The 19,545-nt window shown below is 36.5% G+C and carries 20 protein-coding genes; 19 read left to right on the top strand and 1 reads right to left on the bottom strand.

The window, feature by feature from the left end:
• Nucleotides 1-37 precede the first annotated feature (37 nt).
• The 15 genes from CKK03_RS16110 to CKK03_RS16040 all read left to right on the top strand — a co-directional run bounded on the left by CKK03_RS16110 (nucleotide 38) and on the right by CKK03_RS16040 (nucleotide 14,592).
• Entirely contained in the window at nucleotides 38-1,885 is a 1,848-nt protein-coding gene (locus CKK03_RS16110; protein WP_180271277.1) for an AMP-dependent synthetase/ligase, read from the top strand.
• Nucleotides 1,885-2,757, top strand: a complete 873-nt coding sequence (locus CKK03_RS16105; RefSeq protein ID WP_099363558.1) for a branched-chain amino acid ABC transporter permease — start codon at nucleotides 1,885-1,887, stop codon at nucleotides 2,755-2,757. The genes CKK03_RS16110 and CKK03_RS16105 overlap by 1 nt, the downstream gene beginning before the upstream one ends.
• Before the next feature lie 23 nt (nucleotides 2,758-2,780).
• The gene (locus tag CKK03_RS16100; RefSeq protein WP_099363557.1) at nucleotides 2,781-3,833 is read left to right on the top strand and encodes a branched-chain amino acid ABC transporter permease; all 1,053 of its coding nucleotides are present in this window, start codon (nucleotides 2,781-2,783) and stop codon (nucleotides 3,831-3,833) included.
• Between the two features lie 128 nt (nucleotides 3,834-3,961).
• Nucleotides 3,962-5,188, top strand: a complete 1,227-nt coding sequence (locus CKK03_RS16095) for an ABC transporter substrate-binding protein (RefSeq protein ID WP_099363556.1) — start codon at nucleotides 3,962-3,964, stop codon at nucleotides 5,186-5,188.
• 182 nt (nucleotides 5,189-5,370) lie between these two features.
• Nucleotides 5,371-5,787 (top strand): acyl-CoA thioesterase, encoded by a 417-nt coding sequence (locus tag CKK03_RS16090; protein WP_099363555.1) that lies wholly within the window; start codon nucleotides 5,371-5,373, stop codon nucleotides 5,785-5,787.
• Nucleotides 5,784-6,233 carry a MaoC family dehydratase gene (locus CKK03_RS16085; protein WP_099363554.1) on the top strand — a complete coding sequence of 150 codons (450 nt, stop codon included), beginning with the start codon at nucleotides 5,784-5,786 and terminating at the stop codon, nucleotides 6,231-6,233. Before CKK03_RS16090 ends, CKK03_RS16085 begins: the two co-directional genes overlap by 4 nt.
• A gap of 25 nt (nucleotides 6,234-6,258) precedes the next feature.
• A complete protein-coding gene (locus tag CKK03_RS16080) occupies nucleotides 6,259-6,858 on the top strand; it encodes a TetR/AcrR family transcriptional regulator (protein WP_099363553.1) in 600 nt (199 codons plus the stop codon).
• A 24-nt stretch (nucleotides 6,859-6,882) separates the two neighbouring features.
• Nucleotides 6,883-8,049: a thiolase family protein gene (locus tag CKK03_RS16075; RefSeq protein WP_099363552.1), complete on the top strand. Its 1,167-nt coding sequence runs from the start codon at nucleotides 6,883-6,885 to the stop codon at nucleotides 8,047-8,049.
• Nucleotides 8,050-8,091: 42 nt separating this feature from the next.
• Nucleotides 8,092-9,003, top strand: a complete 912-nt coding sequence (locus CKK03_RS16070) for a Phenylacetic acid catabolic protein (RefSeq protein WP_180271276.1) — start codon at nucleotides 8,092-8,094, stop codon at nucleotides 9,001-9,003.
• Nucleotides 9,004-9,032: 29 nt separating this feature from the next.
• Nucleotides 9,033-9,296 (top strand): hypothetical protein, encoded by a 264-nt coding sequence (locus tag CKK03_RS16065; protein WP_099363550.1) that lies wholly within the window; start codon nucleotides 9,033-9,035, stop codon nucleotides 9,294-9,296.
• Between the two features lie 18 nt (nucleotides 9,297-9,314).
• On the top strand, nucleotides 9,315-10,097 hold the full coding sequence (locus CKK03_RS16060; protein WP_099363549.1) for a Phenylacetic acid catabolic protein: 783 nt from the start codon (nucleotides 9,315-9,317) through the stop codon (nucleotides 10,095-10,097).
• A gap of 19 nt (nucleotides 10,098-10,116) precedes the next feature.
• Complete coding sequence (gene paaD / locus CKK03_RS16055; protein ID WP_099363548.1) at nucleotides 10,117-10,602, top strand: 1,2-phenylacetyl-CoA epoxidase subunit PaaD; 486 nt, start codon at nucleotides 10,117-10,119, stop codon at nucleotides 10,600-10,602.
• Between the two features lie 306 nt (nucleotides 10,603-10,908).
• A complete protein-coding gene (locus CKK03_RS16050; RefSeq protein ID WP_099363547.1) occupies nucleotides 10,909-12,390 on the top strand; it encodes an NAD-dependent succinate-semialdehyde dehydrogenase in 1,482 nt (493 codons plus the stop codon).
• Between the two features lie 117 nt (nucleotides 12,391-12,507).
• Nucleotides 12,508-13,377, top strand: coding sequence for a 3-hydroxyacyl-CoA dehydrogenase (locus CKK03_RS16045; protein WP_099363546.1), 870 nt, complete (start codon nucleotides 12,508-12,510; stop codon nucleotides 13,375-13,377).
• 3 nt (nucleotides 13,378-13,380) lie between these two features.
• Nucleotides 13,381-14,592: an acetyl-CoA C-acyltransferase gene (locus tag CKK03_RS16040; protein WP_099363545.1), complete on the top strand. Its 1,212-nt coding sequence runs from the start codon at nucleotides 13,381-13,383 to the stop codon at nucleotides 14,590-14,592.
• A gap of 296 nt (nucleotides 14,593-14,888) precedes the next feature.
• Here CKK03_RS16040 and CKK03_RS16035 read toward each other — a convergent pair whose 3' ends face one another.
• Complete coding sequence (locus CKK03_RS16035; RefSeq protein ID WP_099363745.1) at nucleotides 14,889-15,047, bottom strand: YvrJ family protein; 159 nt, start codon at nucleotides 15,045-15,047, stop codon at nucleotides 14,889-14,891.
• 263 nt (nucleotides 15,048-15,310) lie between these two features.
• On the opposite strand from CKK03_RS16035, the gene CKK03_RS16030 reads away from it, so the two are divergent.
• The 4 genes from CKK03_RS16030 (at nucleotide 15,311) to CKK03_RS16015 (ending at nucleotide 19,543) form a co-directional block, all read left to right on the top strand.
• Nucleotides 15,311-16,681, top strand: coding sequence for a sigma-54 interaction domain-containing protein (locus CKK03_RS16030; RefSeq protein WP_099363544.1), 1,371 nt, complete (start codon nucleotides 15,311-15,313; stop codon nucleotides 16,679-16,681).
• A 264-nt stretch (nucleotides 16,682-16,945) separates the two neighbouring features.
• Nucleotides 16,946-17,593, top strand: a complete 648-nt coding sequence (locus CKK03_RS16025) for a chitobiase/beta-hexosaminidase C-terminal domain-containing protein (RefSeq protein WP_245864155.1) — start codon at nucleotides 16,946-16,948, stop codon at nucleotides 17,591-17,593.
• A gap of 26 nt (nucleotides 17,594-17,619) precedes the next feature.
• Nucleotides 17,620-18,057, top strand: a complete 438-nt coding sequence (locus tag CKK03_RS16020) for a carboxylesterase family protein (protein WP_099363543.1) — start codon at nucleotides 17,620-17,622, stop codon at nucleotides 18,055-18,057.
• A gap of 190 nt (nucleotides 18,058-18,247) precedes the next feature.
• A complete protein-coding gene (locus CKK03_RS16015; protein WP_099363542.1) occupies nucleotides 18,248-19,543 on the top strand; it encodes a CitMHS family transporter in 1,296 nt (431 codons plus the stop codon).
• The last annotated feature ends 2 nt before the right edge of the window (nucleotides 19,544-19,545 follow it).

Genomic DNA, 19,545 nt, shown 5'->3' with positions numbered 1-19,545 from the left:
CGGCGAAAGGTGTTTATCAGTAGATGGGGTTCCCCCTATGATTCAAGATAAATATAAAGAAAAACTATTGCTTAATAATACCATTCCAATCATTTTTGTAAATCAAGTATTACGATTGGGGGATAAACCAGCGATTCGACACAAGGTTTTAGGGATATGGAAAGAAACAAGTTGGAATGAATATTATGAACACGTTAAGTTATTTGCTTCTGGGTTAAAAGCTTCTGGGTTTAAGAAGGGTGATAAACTCGCAATAGTAGCGGATAACTGCCCTGAATGGATTTATGCTGATTTAGCAACACAGCATATTGGCGGAATTAGTGTTGGGATTTCTACTAGTAGCACTACATCAGATCTAAGATTCATGCTATCCCACTCAGACGCAAAAGTATGCGTAGTTTCAGATCAAGAGCAATTAGATAAAGTATTAGAGTGTAAAGGATCCTTCCCTAAACTAGAGAAGATCATCGTAATCAATGTGAAAGGAATTCAACGTTATCTAAGCGATTCGATTACTACATTTCGTGCTGTCCAAGAAATCGGTAAAGAATATGGTAATCTACATCCTGATGCATATTTGGAAGACTTGTTTTCCATTGAAGAACATGATGTATCTATGATTGTATACACATCTGGAAGTACTGGTTCTCCTAAAGGGGCAATGATAAATCATCATAATATACTTGCATCAGTTATACAATTTCAATCGGTATGTCAGTTATATGAAGGAGATTCAGTTGTTTCGTTTCTCCCCTTGCCCCATATGCTAGAAAGAATTATGTCGTTATATATTCCTCTTAATATTGGAGGAATCGTAAATTTTGCAGAAAGTGTAGAAACCGTAGAAAAGGATCTTAAGGAAATTGCCCCGACGCTATTTGTTGCAGTTCCCCGTATTTGGGAAAAAATTTACTCAAATCACTTAATAAAGATGAAAGAAACTACATTTTTTGGGCGTGTTATCTATAAACAAGGTATTAAGGTTGGCTTGACTTATGTTAATAAGAAAAATGCTGGTGATCGCATCAAATTTGGCCTCAAATTGCAATATCGATTTTTTCACTATCTAATGTTCAGACCATTGTTAGATCATCTTGGACTTCGTCAAGCACGCGTTTGTATTAATGGATTTGGATCAATTGCACCTGAGATTATTAAGTTTTATCATATGTTAGGTTTAGAAATTCGAGAAGGATACGGTCAAACAGAATGCGCGGGACTTGTAACCGTCCATCAGGGGGATGACCTCTTATTTGGCACAGTCGGGAAAAATGTTCCTGGAGTTGAGGTTACATTAAATAATGAAGGTGAAGTCCTAATTAAAGGTAATAATGTTTTCGCCGGATACTATAAGGACTCAACAGCTACCGACTTAGCTGTTGATGATGGATGGTTGCAAACAGGTGATATTGGGAGATTTGTTGATTCTGGGCAATTGTACTTAGTCGGCCGAAAAAAGGATATCTTTTTTACCTCGGAAGGGACTAGAATCTCTCCACAAGAAATTGAGAACAAATTCAAAGTTAGTCCATATATAAAAGAAATGATCTTAATAGGCAAGGATCGCGAGTACCTTACTGCATTAATTGAAATAGATGTAAAGAATATAGGGTACTGGATGCAAAAAAATAAAATCCCGTACACTACCTTTATAAATATGGTGGAGAATGAAAAAGTGGTCTCATTCATTCAACAAGAGATTAGTACGATTAACAATCTATTACCTTTAGAAGAAACCATTAAAAAGTTTACCTTGTTAGATAAGGAACTAGGTCAAAGTGATGAGGAATTAACAAGTATTTATATGCTAAGGCGTGAATCTATAGAAGGGAAATATAAGGATGTAATTGAAAGTATGTATTCTGAAAAAGAAGGAGTTGTGTAATGGAATATCTTCTTCAGTTATTTGTAAGTGGTTTGTCAGTTGGGAGTATTTATGCATTAGTAGCATTAGGGTTTGTAGTTATCTACAAAGCTTCTAAAATCATTAATATGGCCCAGGGAGAACTCGTTATGATAGGAGCATATATTGCTCTATTCTTCTTAGTTGATATGAAGTGGAATATTGGAATAGCATTACTGATTACATTACTTTGTATGGTTATAATCGGCTACCTTTTAAACCGGGTTGTTATGCAAAGGTTTATTGATGAATCAGTCCTTTCTTCTATTATGGTTACGATTGGGATTGCTAGTTTTTTAAGAGGATTAAGTGGAATTGTGTTTGGATTAAAAGAAACAAGAATTCCATCTTTTTTCGGTGAAGGAACGTTAAAAATAGGTTCTGCTTCTCTATATGAATTAGAGTTGTGGACGATTATATCCAGTACCATTTTAATTGTTGCAATTACTATCTTTTTTCGTTATTCGAAAATTGGTCTTGCTATGAGAGCATCGGCAGAAAACAAAGAAGTTGCACAGGCAATGGGAATAAGTGTTATCTCAATTCTTATGATTTCTTGGCTTATCGCTACACTAGTGGCAGGAATTGGAGGGATATTCTATAGCCAAATCAATTACGTTACTCCAAGCATGTATATAGTAGGATTGAAAGCACTACCTGCTATTTTTCTAGGAGGAATAGATAGTATTAAAGGATCAATTGTAGGTGGAGTAACGATTGGCTTGGTGGAATCCTTTGCAGGAGGATTTATTGGTGGGGATATTAAAGAGATAGCAGCATTTGTTGTTTTATTTATTGTTTTAATGGTCAAACCACATGGATTATACGGCACCGTGGAGGTCAAAAGAGTTTAAGGTAATTCAAGGGAGGTGGAAATTTGGCTAGAAGTGGTAACTTTCATATTAACTATAGACAAGAAATTACTCTGCTCAATACAGTAAATCGAAAATTATATGTTACGTTGGCGATCATTCTTTCACTAGGATTACCTTTGTTTTTAGGAAATTATTGGTTGAACACATTGAATTTTGCATTGATTGCTGTAATAGGGGCTTTGGGATTAAATATTTTAACCGGTTTGACAGGGTTAATTTCAATAGGGCATGGAGCATTTGTGGCAATTGGTGCATATGTGGCAGCGATTTTATCAAGTTATGGATTCTCATTTATACTCGTTCTCTTTTTAACTGCGATCATTACAATGTTATTTGGATTTATTGTAGGGTTGCCAGCATTAAGATTGGAAGGTCTGTATTTAGCTGTATCTACCTTTGTTTTTCATTTTATTGTTTTGTATGTCATTGCAAAGCTTTCCAATTTTACTGGTGGACATAATGGTATGAGCATAACTAAACCGGTAATTGGGTCTTGGGTTGTTAACACACAGTTAGAATTCTACTTTTTAATAATTCCCTTTGTCATTGGTTTAATAATCTTGGCAATTAATATCAAGTTTCGTAGTAAGTTGGGAAGGGCCCTTGTCGCTATTAGAGATAGTGATGTAGCGGCAGCAACAATGGGGATCAATTTGATAAAGTACAAAGTTTTAGCTTTTGGAATCTCATCATTTTATGCTGGTATTGCGGGTTGTTTATTTGCATATTTGGTAGGTTTTATAAGTCCTGATCACTTTAGTATTGAGATGTCGATTGGATATTTAGCAATGCTGATTGCAGGTGGTATGGGTACTATACCCGGAGCGGTTATTGGTGCTCTGTTTATATCCATACTTCCAGAAGGTTTACGTATGGCTGTAAATTTCTTTAATGACTTAGTTCCTCAATTAACATCCATGTTTGCTTTGTTGAGTCAAAGTGTTTATGGACTAATCATTATACTGTTTCTGATGTTTGAACCAAAGGGACTATATGGAATATGGAAAAATATTAAAGGAAAATTTGATTCATTTCCATATAAGCACTCTGAATAGATTGAATATTACGTTTACTTTTCAATCACTTTATATAAAATGCTTGAAGGTAGCGCTGATAAGAATTGACGAAAGTAGTTTAAGGGTAGTAGACGACAAATTAAAACTAAAAGGTAAGGAGTGAAATTATGGTAAAACGCTTGTTTATAGTCACAGTATTACTAAGTCTGGTGGTCTTGTCAGCATGTTCAGCGGGTGGAAACAAAACTGCTAATGAATCGAATGATAGTCGAGGTATAACTGACGAAACAATTAATATTGGATTGTTGGTGGACTTAACAGGCCCATATCAAGCCGCAGGGACCCAAATGGAAGTAGGGGTGAAGGCGTACTTTGATTATATTAACAAAAATGGTGGTATAAACGGCAGACAACTCAAACTTTTTACTGAGGATAATGGTGCAAATCCGGCCACTACTGCAACTGCAATTAACAAACTAGTCTTTAATGACGAGATTTTTGCATTAGCAGGCGTACAGGGGTCAGCTGCATTTGCGGGAGCTTATGATTTCATTGATGAAAATAAAGTCCCAACCTTTAGTTTAGGATTTTCATCCGTTAACCATATTCCACATCGACCTATGATTTTTAGCTCAGCTGTGCCATATAGTCTACAGGGAAGCAGAGTAATTAATTATATTGCCAAAGAATTGGATATTTCTAATCCCCAGATTGGTGTGTTATACCAAGACGATGACTTCGGTATTGATTTCTTAAATGGTGCAAAAGAAGAGGCAAAAGCACTGGGTGTAGAAATTATCGCTGAGGAAGCTTTTCCTAGGGGTGCTGAGGATATAAGTTCTCAAGTTGCAAATCTGCAACGACAGGGTGTAGAGCAGGTATTTGTCGCTGGTATTTATACGACTGCGGGACAATTTATGAAAGAAGCAAATAAAATTGGATATGACCCATTGGTGATAGGAACTGGGCCTTCTCGTGGTGATCCTTTCTTTGATATTGCAGGTAATACTGGTGAAGGGTATTTATTAGTTGATTATTTCGCACCACTTGATGATCCGGGATTGGATGAAATTAATAAAATTGTTTCAGAGTTTGCTCCAGGTGAAACGTTAAATAATAATATGATGTTTGGCTTAGTAAATGGGATTACTTTAGTTGAAATATTAAAAGCAGTTGGGGACGACATTACTCCTGAAACATTTATTACGCAAGCAGAAAGTATGTCAAATATTGATATGAAGGGGTTAATGTCTAATCTAACTTTTAGTCCTGATCGCCATTATGGACTTACTGAAACAAGAGTTTTTGAAAGTAATATTCCTAATAAGAGTTGGACACAAGTATCTGAGCCAAAAGCACCTGACACGACAGACATTAATCAAATTGGAAAATAAACATAGGTAAAAGGCACCCTACCTTAGTAAAGGCACTAAGGGAGGGTGTGCTCAACTTAAGCCCTAAGGTAGGATTCTTCAGCTTTATCATTTCTTGAAAGTGAAGAACAAGGAATATCTTGTTAATCCATCAAAAATAGTGCGTTACGTAAAATCAAATTAGTTGAAATGAGGAACTGTGGATGGACTTTGAATTGATCGTTGATTTCGATGATGTTGACTATGCAAGGGTAGTATATTTTGGAAGATACTACACGTATGCAGAAAAAGCAGAAGCTCAAATGCTTAGAAAATTTGGCTTATCAAACAAAGTATTATCAGAGGAATTTAATGTTGGAACCCCTATTGTGTATAGCCAGTGTCATTATTTTCAACCTGCGAGATTAGAAGATAAACTAGTGGTTAAAATTCAATTACAGGATTTATCAGATAAAGGTTTTAGTATTCATTTTGAGATTTTTAAAGAGTATGGTAAAGCTTTGGTAAGGGGCAGAACCGACCATAGATTTATCGATATACATCATTTTAAACCAATTAGAATTCCGAATGATTTATTTTTGAAGTTTTTAGAAATCCAAAAAGAGGTGAATTATGCATGATAACAGTTAATGTAGCTCAAGGAAAATTTTTTGATGATTTAAAAATCGGTGATGAGTTTACTTCTACGATTACCTTGACAGAAACACATCTTGTTTTAGGAAGTGCCTTGTTAGGCGACTTTAATCCTGTGCATGTTAATCAGTTATTTGTGGATCAGACAAAATTTAAGCAACGTATATTTCCTGGTCCTTTTACTCTAGGAGTAATGGCAAGCGCATTAGGAAACTATTTTTCAGGAACTGCAGTGGCTAATACAGATATTCAAGGAAAATTTACAAGTCCAGTATTTGCCAATGACACAATACAAACTAGATGGGTTGTAGAAAATTTGACATTCAAAGAGAAGCTACAGGCGGGATTTGTTCAATTAAAAGGATATTGTACGAACCAACATGAAGAAAAAGTGGTTGAAGCTTCTGCTGTCGTGCTGGTGAGAATTAAGTGATAACTAAGATGGAGACGTGTATTAAATGGAAAAATCCATAGAAAGAAAGAAAAATAAAAAAAACTCTAGGCGTATTGAAATAATAGAGCACGCTGCTAAAATTTTTCGTGAAAAAGGCTATAAAAATGCAACTCTAAAAGACGTGGTAGAAGAATTACAAATCACTGCACCAGCTTTATATTATCATGTGAAAAACAAACAAGAGATATTATTCTTTATCTATCAAAAAACAATGAATTTAGGTTTAGAAGCTATGAAACGAATTGTTATGGAATCAATTAGCCCAGACGAGAAATTGAAAAGGGCGGTAAAGGAATATCTCTACTTAGTTTCAAACAATATGGATATATTTACAGTTTTTTTTCAAGAAAAACAGCAACTTACAGATGAACACTTTTTCCTTATAACTGAGCAAGAAAAGATATTTGTTAAACACATACAAGATATTTATAAGCAAGGTGTAACTAGTGGAGATTTTATCGAATTAGACCCAGCTATTGTCGTTAATGGAATTCTTGGGGCGTGTAGTTGGATTTATAAATGGTATGATCCGAACGAAAAAGTAGATATTGATAGTATTGTAGATATATTTTATCAAATGATATCTAACGGACTAAAACGATAAGGACATTTAAGAAGGAGATGAATCATGGAAAGAGTATCTATTATTGGTGTTGGTATGACCAGATTTGGCAGATACCCTGAATTAACGTTGAGGAACTTGACTCGACTATCAGTGGAACAAGCGTTGAAGGATGCAGACGTAGAAAAAAGTGAAATTGAAGCAATATTTTTTGCTAATTCCATGGCTGGATTTATTACGGGGCAAGAATGTATCCGAGGGCAGGTTAGTTTTTGGGATTCTGGTTTGTCAGGGATACCAATTTACAATGTAGAAAATGCCTGTGCAAGCGGGTCTACCGCGTTTAATTTAGCAAGTATGGCAGTGGAATTAGGTCAGTATAATACAGTTTTAGTTGTTGGAACGGAAAAACTCTATCATGAAGATAGAAAAAAAACCTTTCGTGCCTTAGCAGCGGCAACAGATGTTGAAAAAACTCAAGCTGAACAAAATAACAGCGTGTTTATGGAATCTTATGCAAAAAAAGCAAAGAAATATATGGACCAATATGGAGCTAAACCAATTCACTTAGCCAAAATAGCTAGTAAGAACCGATTTCACGCTTCCTTAAATCCATTAGCACAATACAGAGACCGATTAAGTATAGAGGATATACTGGCTTCTCCTAAAGTAGTTGACCCATTGACTCGGTACATGTGTTCTCCAATAGGAGATGGATCTGCAGCAATTGTGTTATCTAACCGTTCTGTTTCAAACCGAAAAACATTAAATAAAGCAGTAAGTATTGCAGCATCAGTCATCCAATCGGGCTCCCCTAATCTAGAGGGTGGCAATAGTGCTGTCGAAAAAGCAGTTCAGAAAGCCTATACAATTGCTGGACTTGATCCTAGTGATGTCGATTTAGCTGAGGTTCATGATGCAACTTCTCCAGCAGAACTTCTTTTATATGAATCACTTGGATTTGCAAAACGAGGAGAAGGTATTAGATTGATAGGAAACGGTGATACAACTTTAGGAGGTATGATTCCTGTCAATACGAGTGGTGGATTGGTATCTAAAGGGAATCCAAGCGGAGCCACAGGTGTCGCACAAATATGTGAGATTGTTTGGCAATTACGTGGAGATGCAGGAGAACGACAAGTTCAAAGCGCCAAGATTGGATTAACACATAATTCAGGTGGTCGAATTGGTGAAGATTCTGCAGCTGTTGGTATCCATATATTTAAGATGTAATTTTAATTAACGTTAATTAAATATTTAGAGGAGGGGCTTAGAGTGACTATATCTGTCGATAAAAAGCAAAAGTTTTTTGAATATGTATCAAACGGCGGCAAGGTTGATGCTACAGATTGGATGCCTGAGGAATATAAAATTGAAGTTAGACGCGTAATGGGATTTCAAGCTTTGGCAGAAATTGTTGGTGGAATGATATTTTCGGAATGGATCCCTAAAAATCCATCCATTATTCGAAAAATGATGTACACGGCTAAATCCCAAGATGAAATGGGGCATGCGCATATCCTTATTCGATCTTGTGAAGATATGGGTCTATCAAGGGAAGAAATTGTTGAAGGATATATAAGTGGGGAAAATAAATTATTAAATATTTTTCATTATGATTTTAAAACGTTTGAAGAAATGGTTTCCGGTATGTTGTTACAAAACACAGCAGCAATTGTTCAATTTCAGTCCTTAGTGAATACAAGTTTTCTTCCATATCAAAGGTCTTTACGTAAAATTATGAAAGAAGAAGCATTTCATTATAATCTTGCAGTTAATATGATTAAACAAATTACAAATAATGGTACTAAGAAACAAATAGATACGATTCAAGCTTCGATAGATTTATGGTTTCCAAGAATGTTAGCTTATTTTGGCCCATCAGATCGAAACAAACCTAAGAATAAGGCACTAAAAATGAAAGTGAAAGTAGATTTTAACGATACAATTCGTGACAATTGGTTAAATAAAATTGTTCCTTTAGTTGAGTCACTTGGATACCAAATTAATGACCCACAGTTAGTTAAAGATAAAGAAACCGGGTATTGGAGTTACACAATGCCAAATTGGGAAGAGGTCAAACATGTCTTAAAGGGGAATGGTCCATGTTCTGAATATTGGCGTAAGAAAGTTGAAACAAGTTACGAATCCTCACGTTGGATTAGAGAACTCATCAAAAAAGTATAGTAAAGAACGTAGAAAAGGAGGAAGTAATCATGAATGAATTCAAAATTTATGAAGTGATTAGACATGAACAAGCTGAGAGAAATCCAATACATGTTGGGAGTGTGCGTGCGCCGAATGAAAGACTCGCTCTACACAGCGCACGTGAAATTTTTGCACGGCGTGAAAACTGCTATAAATTGACTGTTATTGAAAGACACCAGTTTCATACGATTGAGGATTCAGAGTATTTGAGTTTAGCTAAAGCAAAATCTTACCGTCAACCGACAGTAACATATAAACCTTATCACATATGAACAAAAGGAGGAAAAGTGATGAATATAGACCCTCTAATTAAACAATTTTTACTCGAATGGGCTGAAGATGAATTTTGGGTAGGACATTTAATGGCTAAAAAGGTATACGATTATGGTCCTGATTTAGAGGAAAATATCGCTATTGGCTCAATTTCTCAGGATGAAATGGGTCACTGCCGCATGCTGCTACGGACAATTACAGAATCCAAATCAGAAAAAGAGATGGATATGTTGATGTATGAGCGGTTGCCCGAGCAGTTGCGTGTTTCCCGTCTTGCTGAATATTGGTATGAATATGATTGGGTAAAATTAATAATCAAACAATTATTCTATGAGGTAGTCGATAATGAAAGATTTAAATTTAGTAAAAAGCTCTCACTGGAAATAATTCAGAATATTTCTAACATAATGGAGAGGGAAGAATCTATACACCTTGAACATTGGACAGAGTGGGCACTTATTATTTCAAAAGATGAAAAAGGAAGAATGAAGATACAAGAAACCGTCGATGAGATATATCCCCTTATTTCTGACTTTTTCTCAGGTACATTGTACAAAGAAATATCAGATAAATATTTGGATGTCCCTTCGAAGCCGGAAGAATTTTTATCACAATCATTACAAAAAATAAACAAGATCTTATCACTACTTAATGTAGACATTCCATATTCTGAAGAACAAATGATTGCTAAATTAGTAGAAAAAGGTGGACGTGATGGTATCCACTCTGAAGGTTTTTCTCTATTGTACGATGAGCTAACCACAGTATATAGGGAAAGTCCTGATATGGTTTGGAGTTAATAGAAAGGAGTGGAATGTGATGGAAATGTTATCGGTTGAAATTAGAAAAAAACAAGTTTATGAGTTATTAGAAACAATAGATGACCCAGAATTGCCGATTAGTATTTTGGACTTAGGAATTGTCAAAGATGTTATGGTTTCAAGTAAAACCATTCAAATTAAGCTCATTCCCACCTTTTCGGGTTGCCCCGCATTAGAGTATATTGAAAATTTGGTTAAAGAAACGATAGAGAAGGAACATACAACTATAAATGTGCATGTAGACTGGGACTTTAATGGTGATTGGGGTGCCGAGCTAATAAGTAAAACAGGTGTTGAAAAACTTCAAGAATATGGAATTGCTGTTGCTTTGAACAATCAGGTGAACTGTCCATATTGTAATTCTGTTCATGCAGTCCAAGAGACGCAATTTGGAACAACACTCTGTCGAGAAATTTATTATTGCAATACATGTAAAAATCCTTTCGAAAAAATGAAGCACCTAAAAAAACAAAATGATTTATAAGCTTGAAACCATTTTATTTTGAAATTTCTTCATGTTTTTAGGTTTATAGACTTGAAGTTTTTGTTACGCTTTATTACCGGTTTGTAGGGTGATCAGTATAACTGATCATTTCTAATATAAAAGTAATGAGTGAGGTAATCGCTTGTCACATCCTTTTTTTAGGGTTTTGGAGTCGTGTGATAAACTCACAATTATCCTAAATTAAGGGGTGGCAAGTTTTTGATTTTAAAGCCCTCTATTATAGGATGTACCAACCTATTCTATATAAAGTTTTGACAATCCGAGTTACAAGTTGGGAGGATAAATATGATAAAACAAAAATTTCCATGGGAAGAGTTAATCGGCCAAGATAATCGTTTAAATATGTTTGTCAATGGTAAATGGATCACAGCAGTAAATAATGAATGGGAGCCAGTCTATGATCCATCAACAAAAAACGTACTAGGTTATGTACCACAAGGTGGAAGAGTTGAGGCTGAACTAGCTGTTGATTCAGCATCTAAAGCATTCCCACTTTGGTCGGCTAAGAGTGGAAGGGAGCGATCTAAATATTTGTTTAGACTAGCAAATTTATTACGGAAAGAGTTGCTACCCATCGCTTCTTTATTATCAGCTGAAAGCGGAAAAACCTTAGATGAGGCTATTGGTGAAGTTAGATCAGCAATTGCGTATATAGGTTGGTATACAGAGGAAGCAAAACGTATTTATGGTACAGTCATTCCTCCAGCAGACAGTGATAAACGGATTTTTGTAATAAAACAACCAGTTGGAGTTGTAGCATCAATTTGCCCTTTTAATTTCCCTTTTGGAATAATAGCTAGAAAATTGGCTGCTTCAGTAGCTGCAGGTTGTACGTATGTAGCTAAACCTGCACCAGAAACACCCTTAACTGCACTAATATTAGCGCAGTTAGTTAAAACAGCGGGTTTTCCAGATGGTGTTATAAATATTATTACTGGGAATGCTGAAGAAATTGGAAATGTCTTTTGTGAACATCCTGCCGTCCGGAAAATTACTTTTACAGGTTCAACAAACGTAGGTAGGCAATTGGCGGCTAAAGCAGCAAGCAATTTGAAGCAAACACATATGGAATTAGGTGGAAACTCCCCATGTATCATATTTCCAGATGTAGACCAAGAAAAAATCTTAGACTCACTACTTTATGCTAAATTTCGAAATGCCGGACAAATCTGCGGTTCCCCAAACAGAATCTATGTTCATGAATCAATTGCTGATGAGTTTTTCGATCGCTTTATGCAAAAAATCAACAAACTTAAAGTAGGACCTGGTCATCAAGAAGAGTCAAATGTTGGTCCATTAATCAACCAGCGTGCCGTTGATAAAGTAGAGAGGCTGGTCAATGATGCTAAAAAGAAAGGGGCCAAAACCTATGTGTGTGGGGATGTTGTTAATGGCGTAGACTTATCTGATGGCTATTATTATCGCCCTACGTTAATAAGGAATGCAAATGAAGAAATGGACATTTGCAAGGAGGAAACCTTTGGCCCTGTAGGAACATTTTTGACTTTCAAGGACGAGGAAGAAGTAATAAAACGAGCAACAGCTACTCCCTATGGTTTAATGGCCTTTGTATATTCGCAGGATATTACGCGTGTATTGCGTATTTCAGAAAAGCTAGAAGTTGGAAATGTAGGAGTTAACGGTGCTGTTTCTGCTTATATCGAATCTCCTTTCGGTGGTATAAAAAATAGCGGTTGGGGTAGAGAAGGAGGTCAAGAAGGAATCAATGATTTCCTTGAAAGTGTGACCGTTTCTATACAATTATAATTGAACTAGAAGTTGACAACATTGGCTATTTTAGTCAAATGTATAAGACACCTTCTATTCTGAATATGAATTTAGATCACCGGAGTTAAGGTTAATAATTTAAGGTGGGGACGAAAGATGATAAAAAATATTTTAATAGTGGGTTCAGGAACAATGGGAAGAGGAATTGCTTATATATCAGCTATTGCAGGCTTTAATACTACAGTGGTAGATGTAAAGCCAGAGGCATTAGACAGTGCAAGAGATGAAATAGATATAATTTTTAAAAGGGGGATTGAGCTTGGTAAAGTTTTAGAATCGGAGTCAAATTTAGCCCAAAAAAGACTTTCATTTTCTACAAGTTTGGCCGAAGTTGCAAAAGAATCTGATTTAATTATTGAAGCTGTGCCGGAAAAACATGAAATTAAAGAGTCTGTATTCAAACAAATGGAAGAATTTGCACCAGCACATTGTTACTTTGCTACAAATACATCCACAATGAGCCCTACATTAATTGCCTCATATGGTAGGAGGCCAGATAAAACAATTGCGATGCATTTTTTTAATCCTGTACATAAAATGCCGCTTATTGAAATTATTAGAGGTTTAGAGACTAGTGATGAAACAACAGAAGTAATTAAGCGAGTTGCGAAAAAGATGGGAAAGGAGGTAGTAGTTATTAACGAGTTTCCTGGATTTGTGACAAGTAGAATCAGTGCACTCGTCGGAAATGAAGCGTTCTACATGCTACAAGAGGGGGTAGGAACACCTGCAGAAATAGACAAAGCAATAAAACTGGGTCTTAATTTTCCTATGGGGCCATTTGAACTTGTAGACCTAGTGGGTCTTGATACCCGTTTAAATAATTTAAGATACTTACATGAAAAATTAGGTGGAAAATATCGGCCAGCCCCATTATTAGAGCAATATGTCAGCGCTGGGAGACTAGGGAGGAAGTCTGGCAAAGGAGTTTATGATTATAACTCTGCTTGCAAGGAGGAATTATAATTAATGAAAGAAGTAGTAATAGTTGATGCAGTTCGTACACCTATCGGCCGGTACAAAGGTACTTTAAAAACTGTTCGTCCAGACGATTTAGGTGCCATTGTAATCAAGGCTCTTATTAAAAGGAATCCAAGTGTTCCACTTACAGAAATTGAAGAAGTTGTATTCGGAAATGCAAACCAGGCGGGAGAGGATAATCGTAATGTTGCACGGATGTCATCCCTACTAGCAGATTTCCCTGTTGAGGTAGGTGGCACAACGCTTAATCGCTTGTGTGGCTCTGGTATGGACGCTGTGATATACGCCGCTAGAGCAATTGCTTTAGGGGATGGAGATATCTTTATAGCAGGTGGAACCGAAAGTATGACCCGTGCTCCATATGTAATGGCGAAGCCTGATAAAGAGTTTCCTAGAGGTTCCATGGAACTTAACGATACAACCATTGGTTGGAGATTTATAAATAAGAAACTAGAAGAAATGTATGGATCAGAATCGATGCCTAAAACGGCTGAAAATGTTGCGGAACGTTTTGTTGTTACTCGGGAAGCGCAAGATCAGTTTGCGTTACAAAGTCAATTAAAGGCAAAGAAAGCAATTGAAGAAAATCGGTTTGTTGATGAAATTGTACCTGTCAGTATACGGGACGGAAAAGGGAATGAAATTATTGTAGAAAATGATGAGCATCCACGTCCCGAAATAACATTGGAGAAACTTTCTAAATTAAAGCCTATCTTTTCAGGTGGCACTGTTACTGCTGGAAATGCATCTGGAGTAAATGATGGAGCATCAGCACTTTTGTTAATGAGTGCGGAAAAGGCAGAGCAATTAGGGATCAAACCCATGGCTCGGTATGTTATAGGTGCAACCGCAGGGTTAGAACCATCAATAATGGGACTCGGGCCGATTTATGCTACAAGAAAAGCTTTGAAACGCAGTGGTCTATCTAAGGAACAAATCGGATTAATTGAATTAAATGAAGCGTTTGCCTCACAATCATTGGAATGCATTCGTCAATTAGAATTCGATCAAGAAATAGTAAACGTTAACGGGGGTGCAATAGCACTGGGTCATCCTCTAGGTGCAAGTGGGGCAAGAATACTAACAACTCTACTACATGAAATGCAGAGAAGGAAAGTGAAATACGGACTTGCTACTATGTGTATAGGTGTTGGTCAGGGAATAGCTGTAATTGTTGAAAATAAACAGACGATAATTTGAGGTTTCAAATTGTTAGTTTTATATAAACGAATAATAAGAGAATTGAATGAGATATAGGGCTACTATACATTGCCATATCGTTAACAAGTGGATATTCTTGAATCAATTTGCCCAACCGTATATTAGTATCGAATTCGGAAATACAGAGAAGAGGGAGAAGCTAAATGTCAAGCAACATGTAAGAGATAAGATACCATAAAAAAAGGGAGAAATTTCCTTTGTAGGAAAAATTACTCCCAGTTTTTTTTGCCTCCACTTTTTTTTGAGTTAGACTAAACACGTTAGATGTCCATTCCCTACGATATACCTTTCTTTGACTCATACGGCGGTGTGGCCTTCATGCTATGTGGCAGCATATGAATCGAATCTATGACACTATCTAGCTTCGTTTCGATACGCTGCAGTAGGTACAATGTCACAACAACAGGAAAGCCAACCTCCTGGATAAAAGGCATTAGATACTCGTACCGGAGTGGGTAAAACAACACGTAGAAAATCCTGTTTATGATTTGGATTTTGAAGCGAAGAGGAGGTTGTTTGAGGAGAGGCTTAGGACCAGTGTTTAAGTTTAGTGCTAGATATTCCTATCCAACTATTTCACTCTTTTACACTTAATTCCCATTTTCCCCTATTAAATCCCAACTATTTAGCATATAATTTTGATAATTCGTTCAATCTTTAATTTGTACGGCTTAATGGATGTAAAGGAGCTGTTCACATGCTAAAGGTAAGTGATAGGATCGGATGGCTTGAGGGGATTATCGAGGCAGTTCATGATGGGATACTTGTGATTGACAAAGATGGTATCGTTCAGTTAGTAAATGAAGAATATACAAATATTACAGGTGTAAGAAAAGAACAAATCATTGGTAAGCCACTGACTGAAGTTCGTCCTGGTGCGCTGTTACCAACGGTACTGAGAACTGGGAAGTCCCGCGAAGGTGTATTCCGAAAAGAAAAGAATTTAGAGTATGTAGTTGATATGGCTCCCATCTATGAAAATGGTGAAATAATTGGAGGAGTATCGGTTTGTAAAAGTGTACCAGAGGTATATCAGTTATCACTAGAATTAAAGAAAAATAAACAACGTGTCAATCAATTGGAGAATGCGATAGGCCGTATTCATCAAGTAAAATATACATTCTCAAATATGATTGGAGACAACCAGCGATTCAAAAAGGTTATTCAACAAGCTAAGAAAATAGCGCCAACGGACTTAAATGTTTTAATAACGGGAGAATCAGGGACAGGAAAAGAACTCTTTGCTCAAGCTATTCATCATGCGAGTTCACGAAAGGCTTATCCCTTCGTTCCTGTGAATTGTGCAGCTATTCCAAGTTCTCTTCTTGAAAGCGAATTGTTTGGTTATGAAGAAGGTGCTTTCACTAATTCAAAGAAGGACGGTAAGGTTGGATTGTTCGAGTTTGCAAATAAAGGGACTCTTTTTCTAGACGAAATAGGGGACATGCCAACTGACCTTCAAGCGAAGCTACTTCGGGTGCTACAAGAGGGTACCTTTCGAAAGATTGGTGGACTAAAAGAAGAACAAATTGAAGTACGTATTATCGCAGCAACCAATAAGAATTTATTAAATATGGTAAAAAAAGAACGTTTCCGAGAGGACCTTTATTACAGGATTAATACGGTACATCTTACAATACCATCCCTCCGTGAGAGAAGGGACGATATTCCAAAGTTTGTTTCCTCGTTAATTAATGACCAAAGTAAATATTCACATGTTCAAATTGAAGAAGAGGTTATGAATACGCTCATGCAATATGATTGGCCAGGAAATATCCGAGAGCTAAAAAACACGATCCACTATGCTAGGAACATGGCTGAACATGATGTTATAACATTTGAAAATCTTCCAGATACTATTAAATCCCTCTTTCGACATCGAAAAGAAAAGCCACAATCCCATCAATCTTTAGAAGAATTGTTAAGAGAAACAGAAAGGAAAGCAATATTGGCAGTACTCCAAGAAACTGGGTTATCAGTAAAGGGAAAGAAAGTTGCAGCAAATAAATTAGGAATTTCATTAGCATCTTTGTATAATAAAATGTCAAAACTACAAATTAATCTATAATTTCTAATTTCTAAGAATCCGAGCAAATAGGTTTCTAGCTTTTTAGAAACCTTTATTCTCCAATGAATTAAGGCGTCTTTTAAACAATAAGTTTCTAAAAAATTAGAAATAACCAACTTAGTAATGATACTTAAGCCTTGCAATCTAAGGCTTTTTTTTATTTGGCACGAAAGTTGCATTAAATATGATTAAGTACGTCAACAAGAAGGGAGGACTAGTTTCAAGAAAATCTTTCAAATAATTTAATTGGGAGGTATTGAGATATTGAAGAAAAGTTGTTTTCAAAAATTGATCATTTCAATGGTATTCACGTTGCTTTTATTGTCTTTCTTTAGCTTAAATACGTTTGCTAAAGGTAACCATGGTGAGGTTGCTAAGCCGGAATCATCTGTGGTGGCTGGAGCTTATTACAAATCTCAACTTGTTGAGTTAAATTCACCTACACCTAATGTTAAAATTCTCTACACGACGGATGGTAGCGATCCAATAGATAATGGTCAAGTTTATTCTGAGCCAATTCTTATTGAAGAAGACACGGTAATTAAAGCAATAGCCGTTCGTGGTAACGTAAATAACAAAGCCTTTGCTGTTAACAACGGTAATACTCACAGTGAGATTGCTGTTTTTACATTTACTTTTGAAACAAGAGCATCCATTGCTAATAAATTTTTAAGCTTTACTTATGATGGAATGCCATACCGACTTTTTGTACCAGACCATTATGACCCTTCTCAATCTTATCCTCTAGTATTGTTTTTACATGGTGGGGGAGAGAGAGGAACTGATAATGAAAAGCAGCTTCTATCTAATGACGGCGCTATCATTTGGGCTACTCCTGAAAATCAGGCCAAACATCCCGCTTTTGTCTTAGCGCCTCAAGCCCGAAATGTCATGACGGAGGATTTACTGTAACTCGTGATTCTAATAATATAGTAAATTTGAGCAAAGTATTTGAGTTTTCTGAGGACCTTGGAAAAGCACATGAGATTCTTCAACACGTACTGACAGAATATAATATTGATACTAGTCGTCTTTATTCAACCGGCTTGTCCCAGGGTGGATACGGTACGTTTAATTTAAATATCAAATACCCTAATTTGTTTGCGGCTATGGTTCCAATTGCAGGCGGAGGGGACCCAGCTGAAGCTAATAAACTTATAGACAAACCGATCTGGGCTTTTCATGCTGAAGACGATGCAGTTATTCCAGTTGCTCACACAAGAGATATGATTGAAGCAATTAAACATGCTGGCGGAAGCCCGATTTATACAGAATACCCTAAAGAACTGGGTTACAATCACGGCTCATGGGTACCAGCGTATGCAAATAGTGAAATGATAGAGTGGGTTTTTAAACAAGTTAACAAAAAACAGTAAGGTTGATTTTAGAGAAATACATGAGGAAAAGATTGTTTCAACAGTCTTTTTCTCTAGGGCGTTGGAAATTAGAATCGTGAACATTAGTCAACATTTTTTCTAAAACAAGGCACATTTAGAATGTGTTGTAGGTAGGCACAACAATTACAATTTTTATTGTAAGCGTTTTAAAAGATGAGGGGGGCTTTTAATGTTAGCATTACTAGGATTTTTAACGATTGCAATCTTTTTGTATCTTATTCTATCAAAAAGAGTTTCTGTGATTGTTGCTTTAATTTTGGTTCCTATCGTATTTGGTTTATTTACAAGTGAGCGTGCAAATCTTGGTAGCATGATTTTAGATGGGGTTTCTGGGGTTGCCCCGACGGGAATTATGTTAGCATTTGCTATTCTGTTTTTTGGATTAATGAATAGTGTTGGATTATTTGATCCAATTATCTCTAAAGTATTAAAAATGGTAAAAGGTGATCCTTTAAAAATTGTAATAGGTACAGCGGTTATAGGAATGGTAACACACCTCGATGGTTCCGGTGCTTCTACCTTCTTAATTACAATTCCTGCCTTGCTTCCACTATATGATCGTTTGGGAATGAGTCGCCTGGTACTAGCCGGTGTTGTAGCACTTAGTGCCGGGACCATGAACTTGGTTCCATGGGGCGGTCCAACTGCGCGTGCTGCAAGTGCACTAGGAGTGGAGGCGAATAGTTTATTCACACCTGTTATCCCGGCAATGATTGCTGGTTTGATTTGGGTTCTATTTGTTAGTTATTTATTAGGGAAAAAAGAAAGAGAACGTTTAGGAGTAAAAGAACTCCAATATGAGTTTAATCAGGAACTTAGTGAAAAAGAATTGAGCTTAAAAAGACCAAAATTATACTGGTTCAATCTATTATTAACGATTTTAACAATTATAGCTCTTGTAAAAGTTTGGCTACCTCTACCTATCGTTTTTATGGTGTCGTTTGCTGTTGCACTTATCGTGAACTATCCAAAGCCAAAGGATCAGCAAGACCGAATTACTGAACAGGCGAATGGCATGGTTACTGTTGTAACCATCATTTTTGCGGCAGGTATCTTTACGGGTGTCTTATCTGGTACAGGAATGATCGAAGCCATGGCCAACGCGATGGTCAGTATAATTCCAGATAGCACAGGCTCTTTTATGGCATTGCTTGTTGCAATTACCAGTATGCCACTTAGTTTAGTGTTTACCCCAGATGCTTATTATTTTGGTGTTCTACCGATTTTAAGTGAAACAGCTAGTGCGTTTGGAGTGGATTCAGTTGAGGTTGGCCGTGCAGCAATCTTAGGACAAATGACCACTGGTTTTCCATTGAGTCCTCTTACGGCTTCGACCTTCCTTTTAATTGGATTAGCAGGTGTAGAACTTGGAGATCATCAACGTTTTATATTTAAATGGGCGTTTGGTACAACGATTGTGATGACGATTGTTGCATTTTTAACTGGTGCGATTTCTATTTTTTAATT

The sequence above is a fragment of the Fredinandcohnia onubensis genome (assembly GCF_002734215.1).
Taxonomy (GTDB): domain Bacteria; phylum Bacillota; class Bacilli; order Bacillales; family Bacillaceae_L; genus Ferdinandcohnia; species Ferdinandcohnia onubensis.
The sequence above is the reverse complement of the archived record's forward strand: the minus strand, read 5'-3'. Positions and strand labels throughout refer to the sequence as shown.

What these genes read in the sequence shown, in the direction of transcription:
- CKK03_RS16045 (WP_099363546.1), top strand. Translation starts at nt 12,508, where the DNA reads ATGATAAAAAATATTTTAATAGTGGGTTCAGGAACAATGGGAAGAGGA.
- CKK03_RS16085 (WP_099363554.1), top strand. Translation starts at nt 5,784, where the DNA reads ATGATAACAGTTAATGTAGCTCAAGGAAAATTTTTTGATGATTTAAAA.
- CKK03_RS16050 (WP_099363547.1), top strand. Translation starts at nt 10,909, where the DNA reads ATGATAAAACAAAAATTTCCATGGGAAGAGTTAATCGGCCAAGATAAT.
- CKK03_RS16040 (WP_099363545.1), top strand. Translation starts at nt 13,381, where the DNA reads ATGAAAGAAGTAGTAATAGTTGATGCAGTTCGTACACCTATCGGCCGG.
- CKK03_RS16065 (WP_099363550.1), top strand. Translation starts at nt 9,033, where the DNA reads ATGAATGAATTCAAAATTTATGAAGTGATTAGACATGAACAAGCTGAG.
- CKK03_RS16015 (WP_099363542.1), top strand. Translation starts at nt 18,248, where the DNA reads ATGTTAGCATTACTAGGATTTTTAACGATTGCAATCTTTTTGTATCTT.
- CKK03_RS16095 (WP_099363556.1), top strand. Translation starts at nt 3,962, where the DNA reads ATGGTAAAACGCTTGTTTATAGTCACAGTATTACTAAGTCTGGTGGTC.
- CKK03_RS16105 (WP_099363558.1), top strand. Translation starts at nt 1,885, where the DNA reads ATGGAATATCTTCTTCAGTTATTTGTAAGTGGTTTGTCAGTTGGGAGT.
- CKK03_RS16030 (WP_099363544.1), top strand. Translation starts at nt 15,311, where the DNA reads ATGCTAAAGGTAAGTGATAGGATCGGATGGCTTGAGGGGATTATCGAG.
- CKK03_RS16090 (WP_099363555.1), top strand. Translation starts at nt 5,371, where the DNA reads ATGGACTTTGAATTGATCGTTGATTTCGATGATGTTGACTATGCAAGG.
- CKK03_RS16060 (WP_099363549.1), top strand. Translation starts at nt 9,315, where the DNA reads ATGAATATAGACCCTCTAATTAAACAATTTTTACTCGAATGGGCTGAA.
- CKK03_RS16080 (WP_099363553.1), top strand. Translation starts at nt 6,259, where the DNA reads ATGGAAAAATCCATAGAAAGAAAGAAAAATAAAAAAAACTCTAGGCGT.
- paaD (WP_099363548.1), top strand. Translation starts at nt 10,117, where the DNA reads ATGGAAATGTTATCGGTTGAAATTAGAAAAAAACAAGTTTATGAGTTA.
- CKK03_RS16075 (WP_099363552.1), top strand. Translation starts at nt 6,883, where the DNA reads ATGGAAAGAGTATCTATTATTGGTGTTGGTATGACCAGATTTGGCAGA.
- CKK03_RS16110 (WP_180271277.1), top strand. Translation starts at nt 38, where the DNA reads ATGATTCAAGATAAATATAAAGAAAAACTATTGCTTAATAATACCATT.
- CKK03_RS16035 (WP_099363745.1), bottom strand. Translation starts at nt 15,047, where the DNA reads ATGCCTTTTATCCAGGAGGTTGGCTTTCCTGTTGTTGTGACATTGTAC.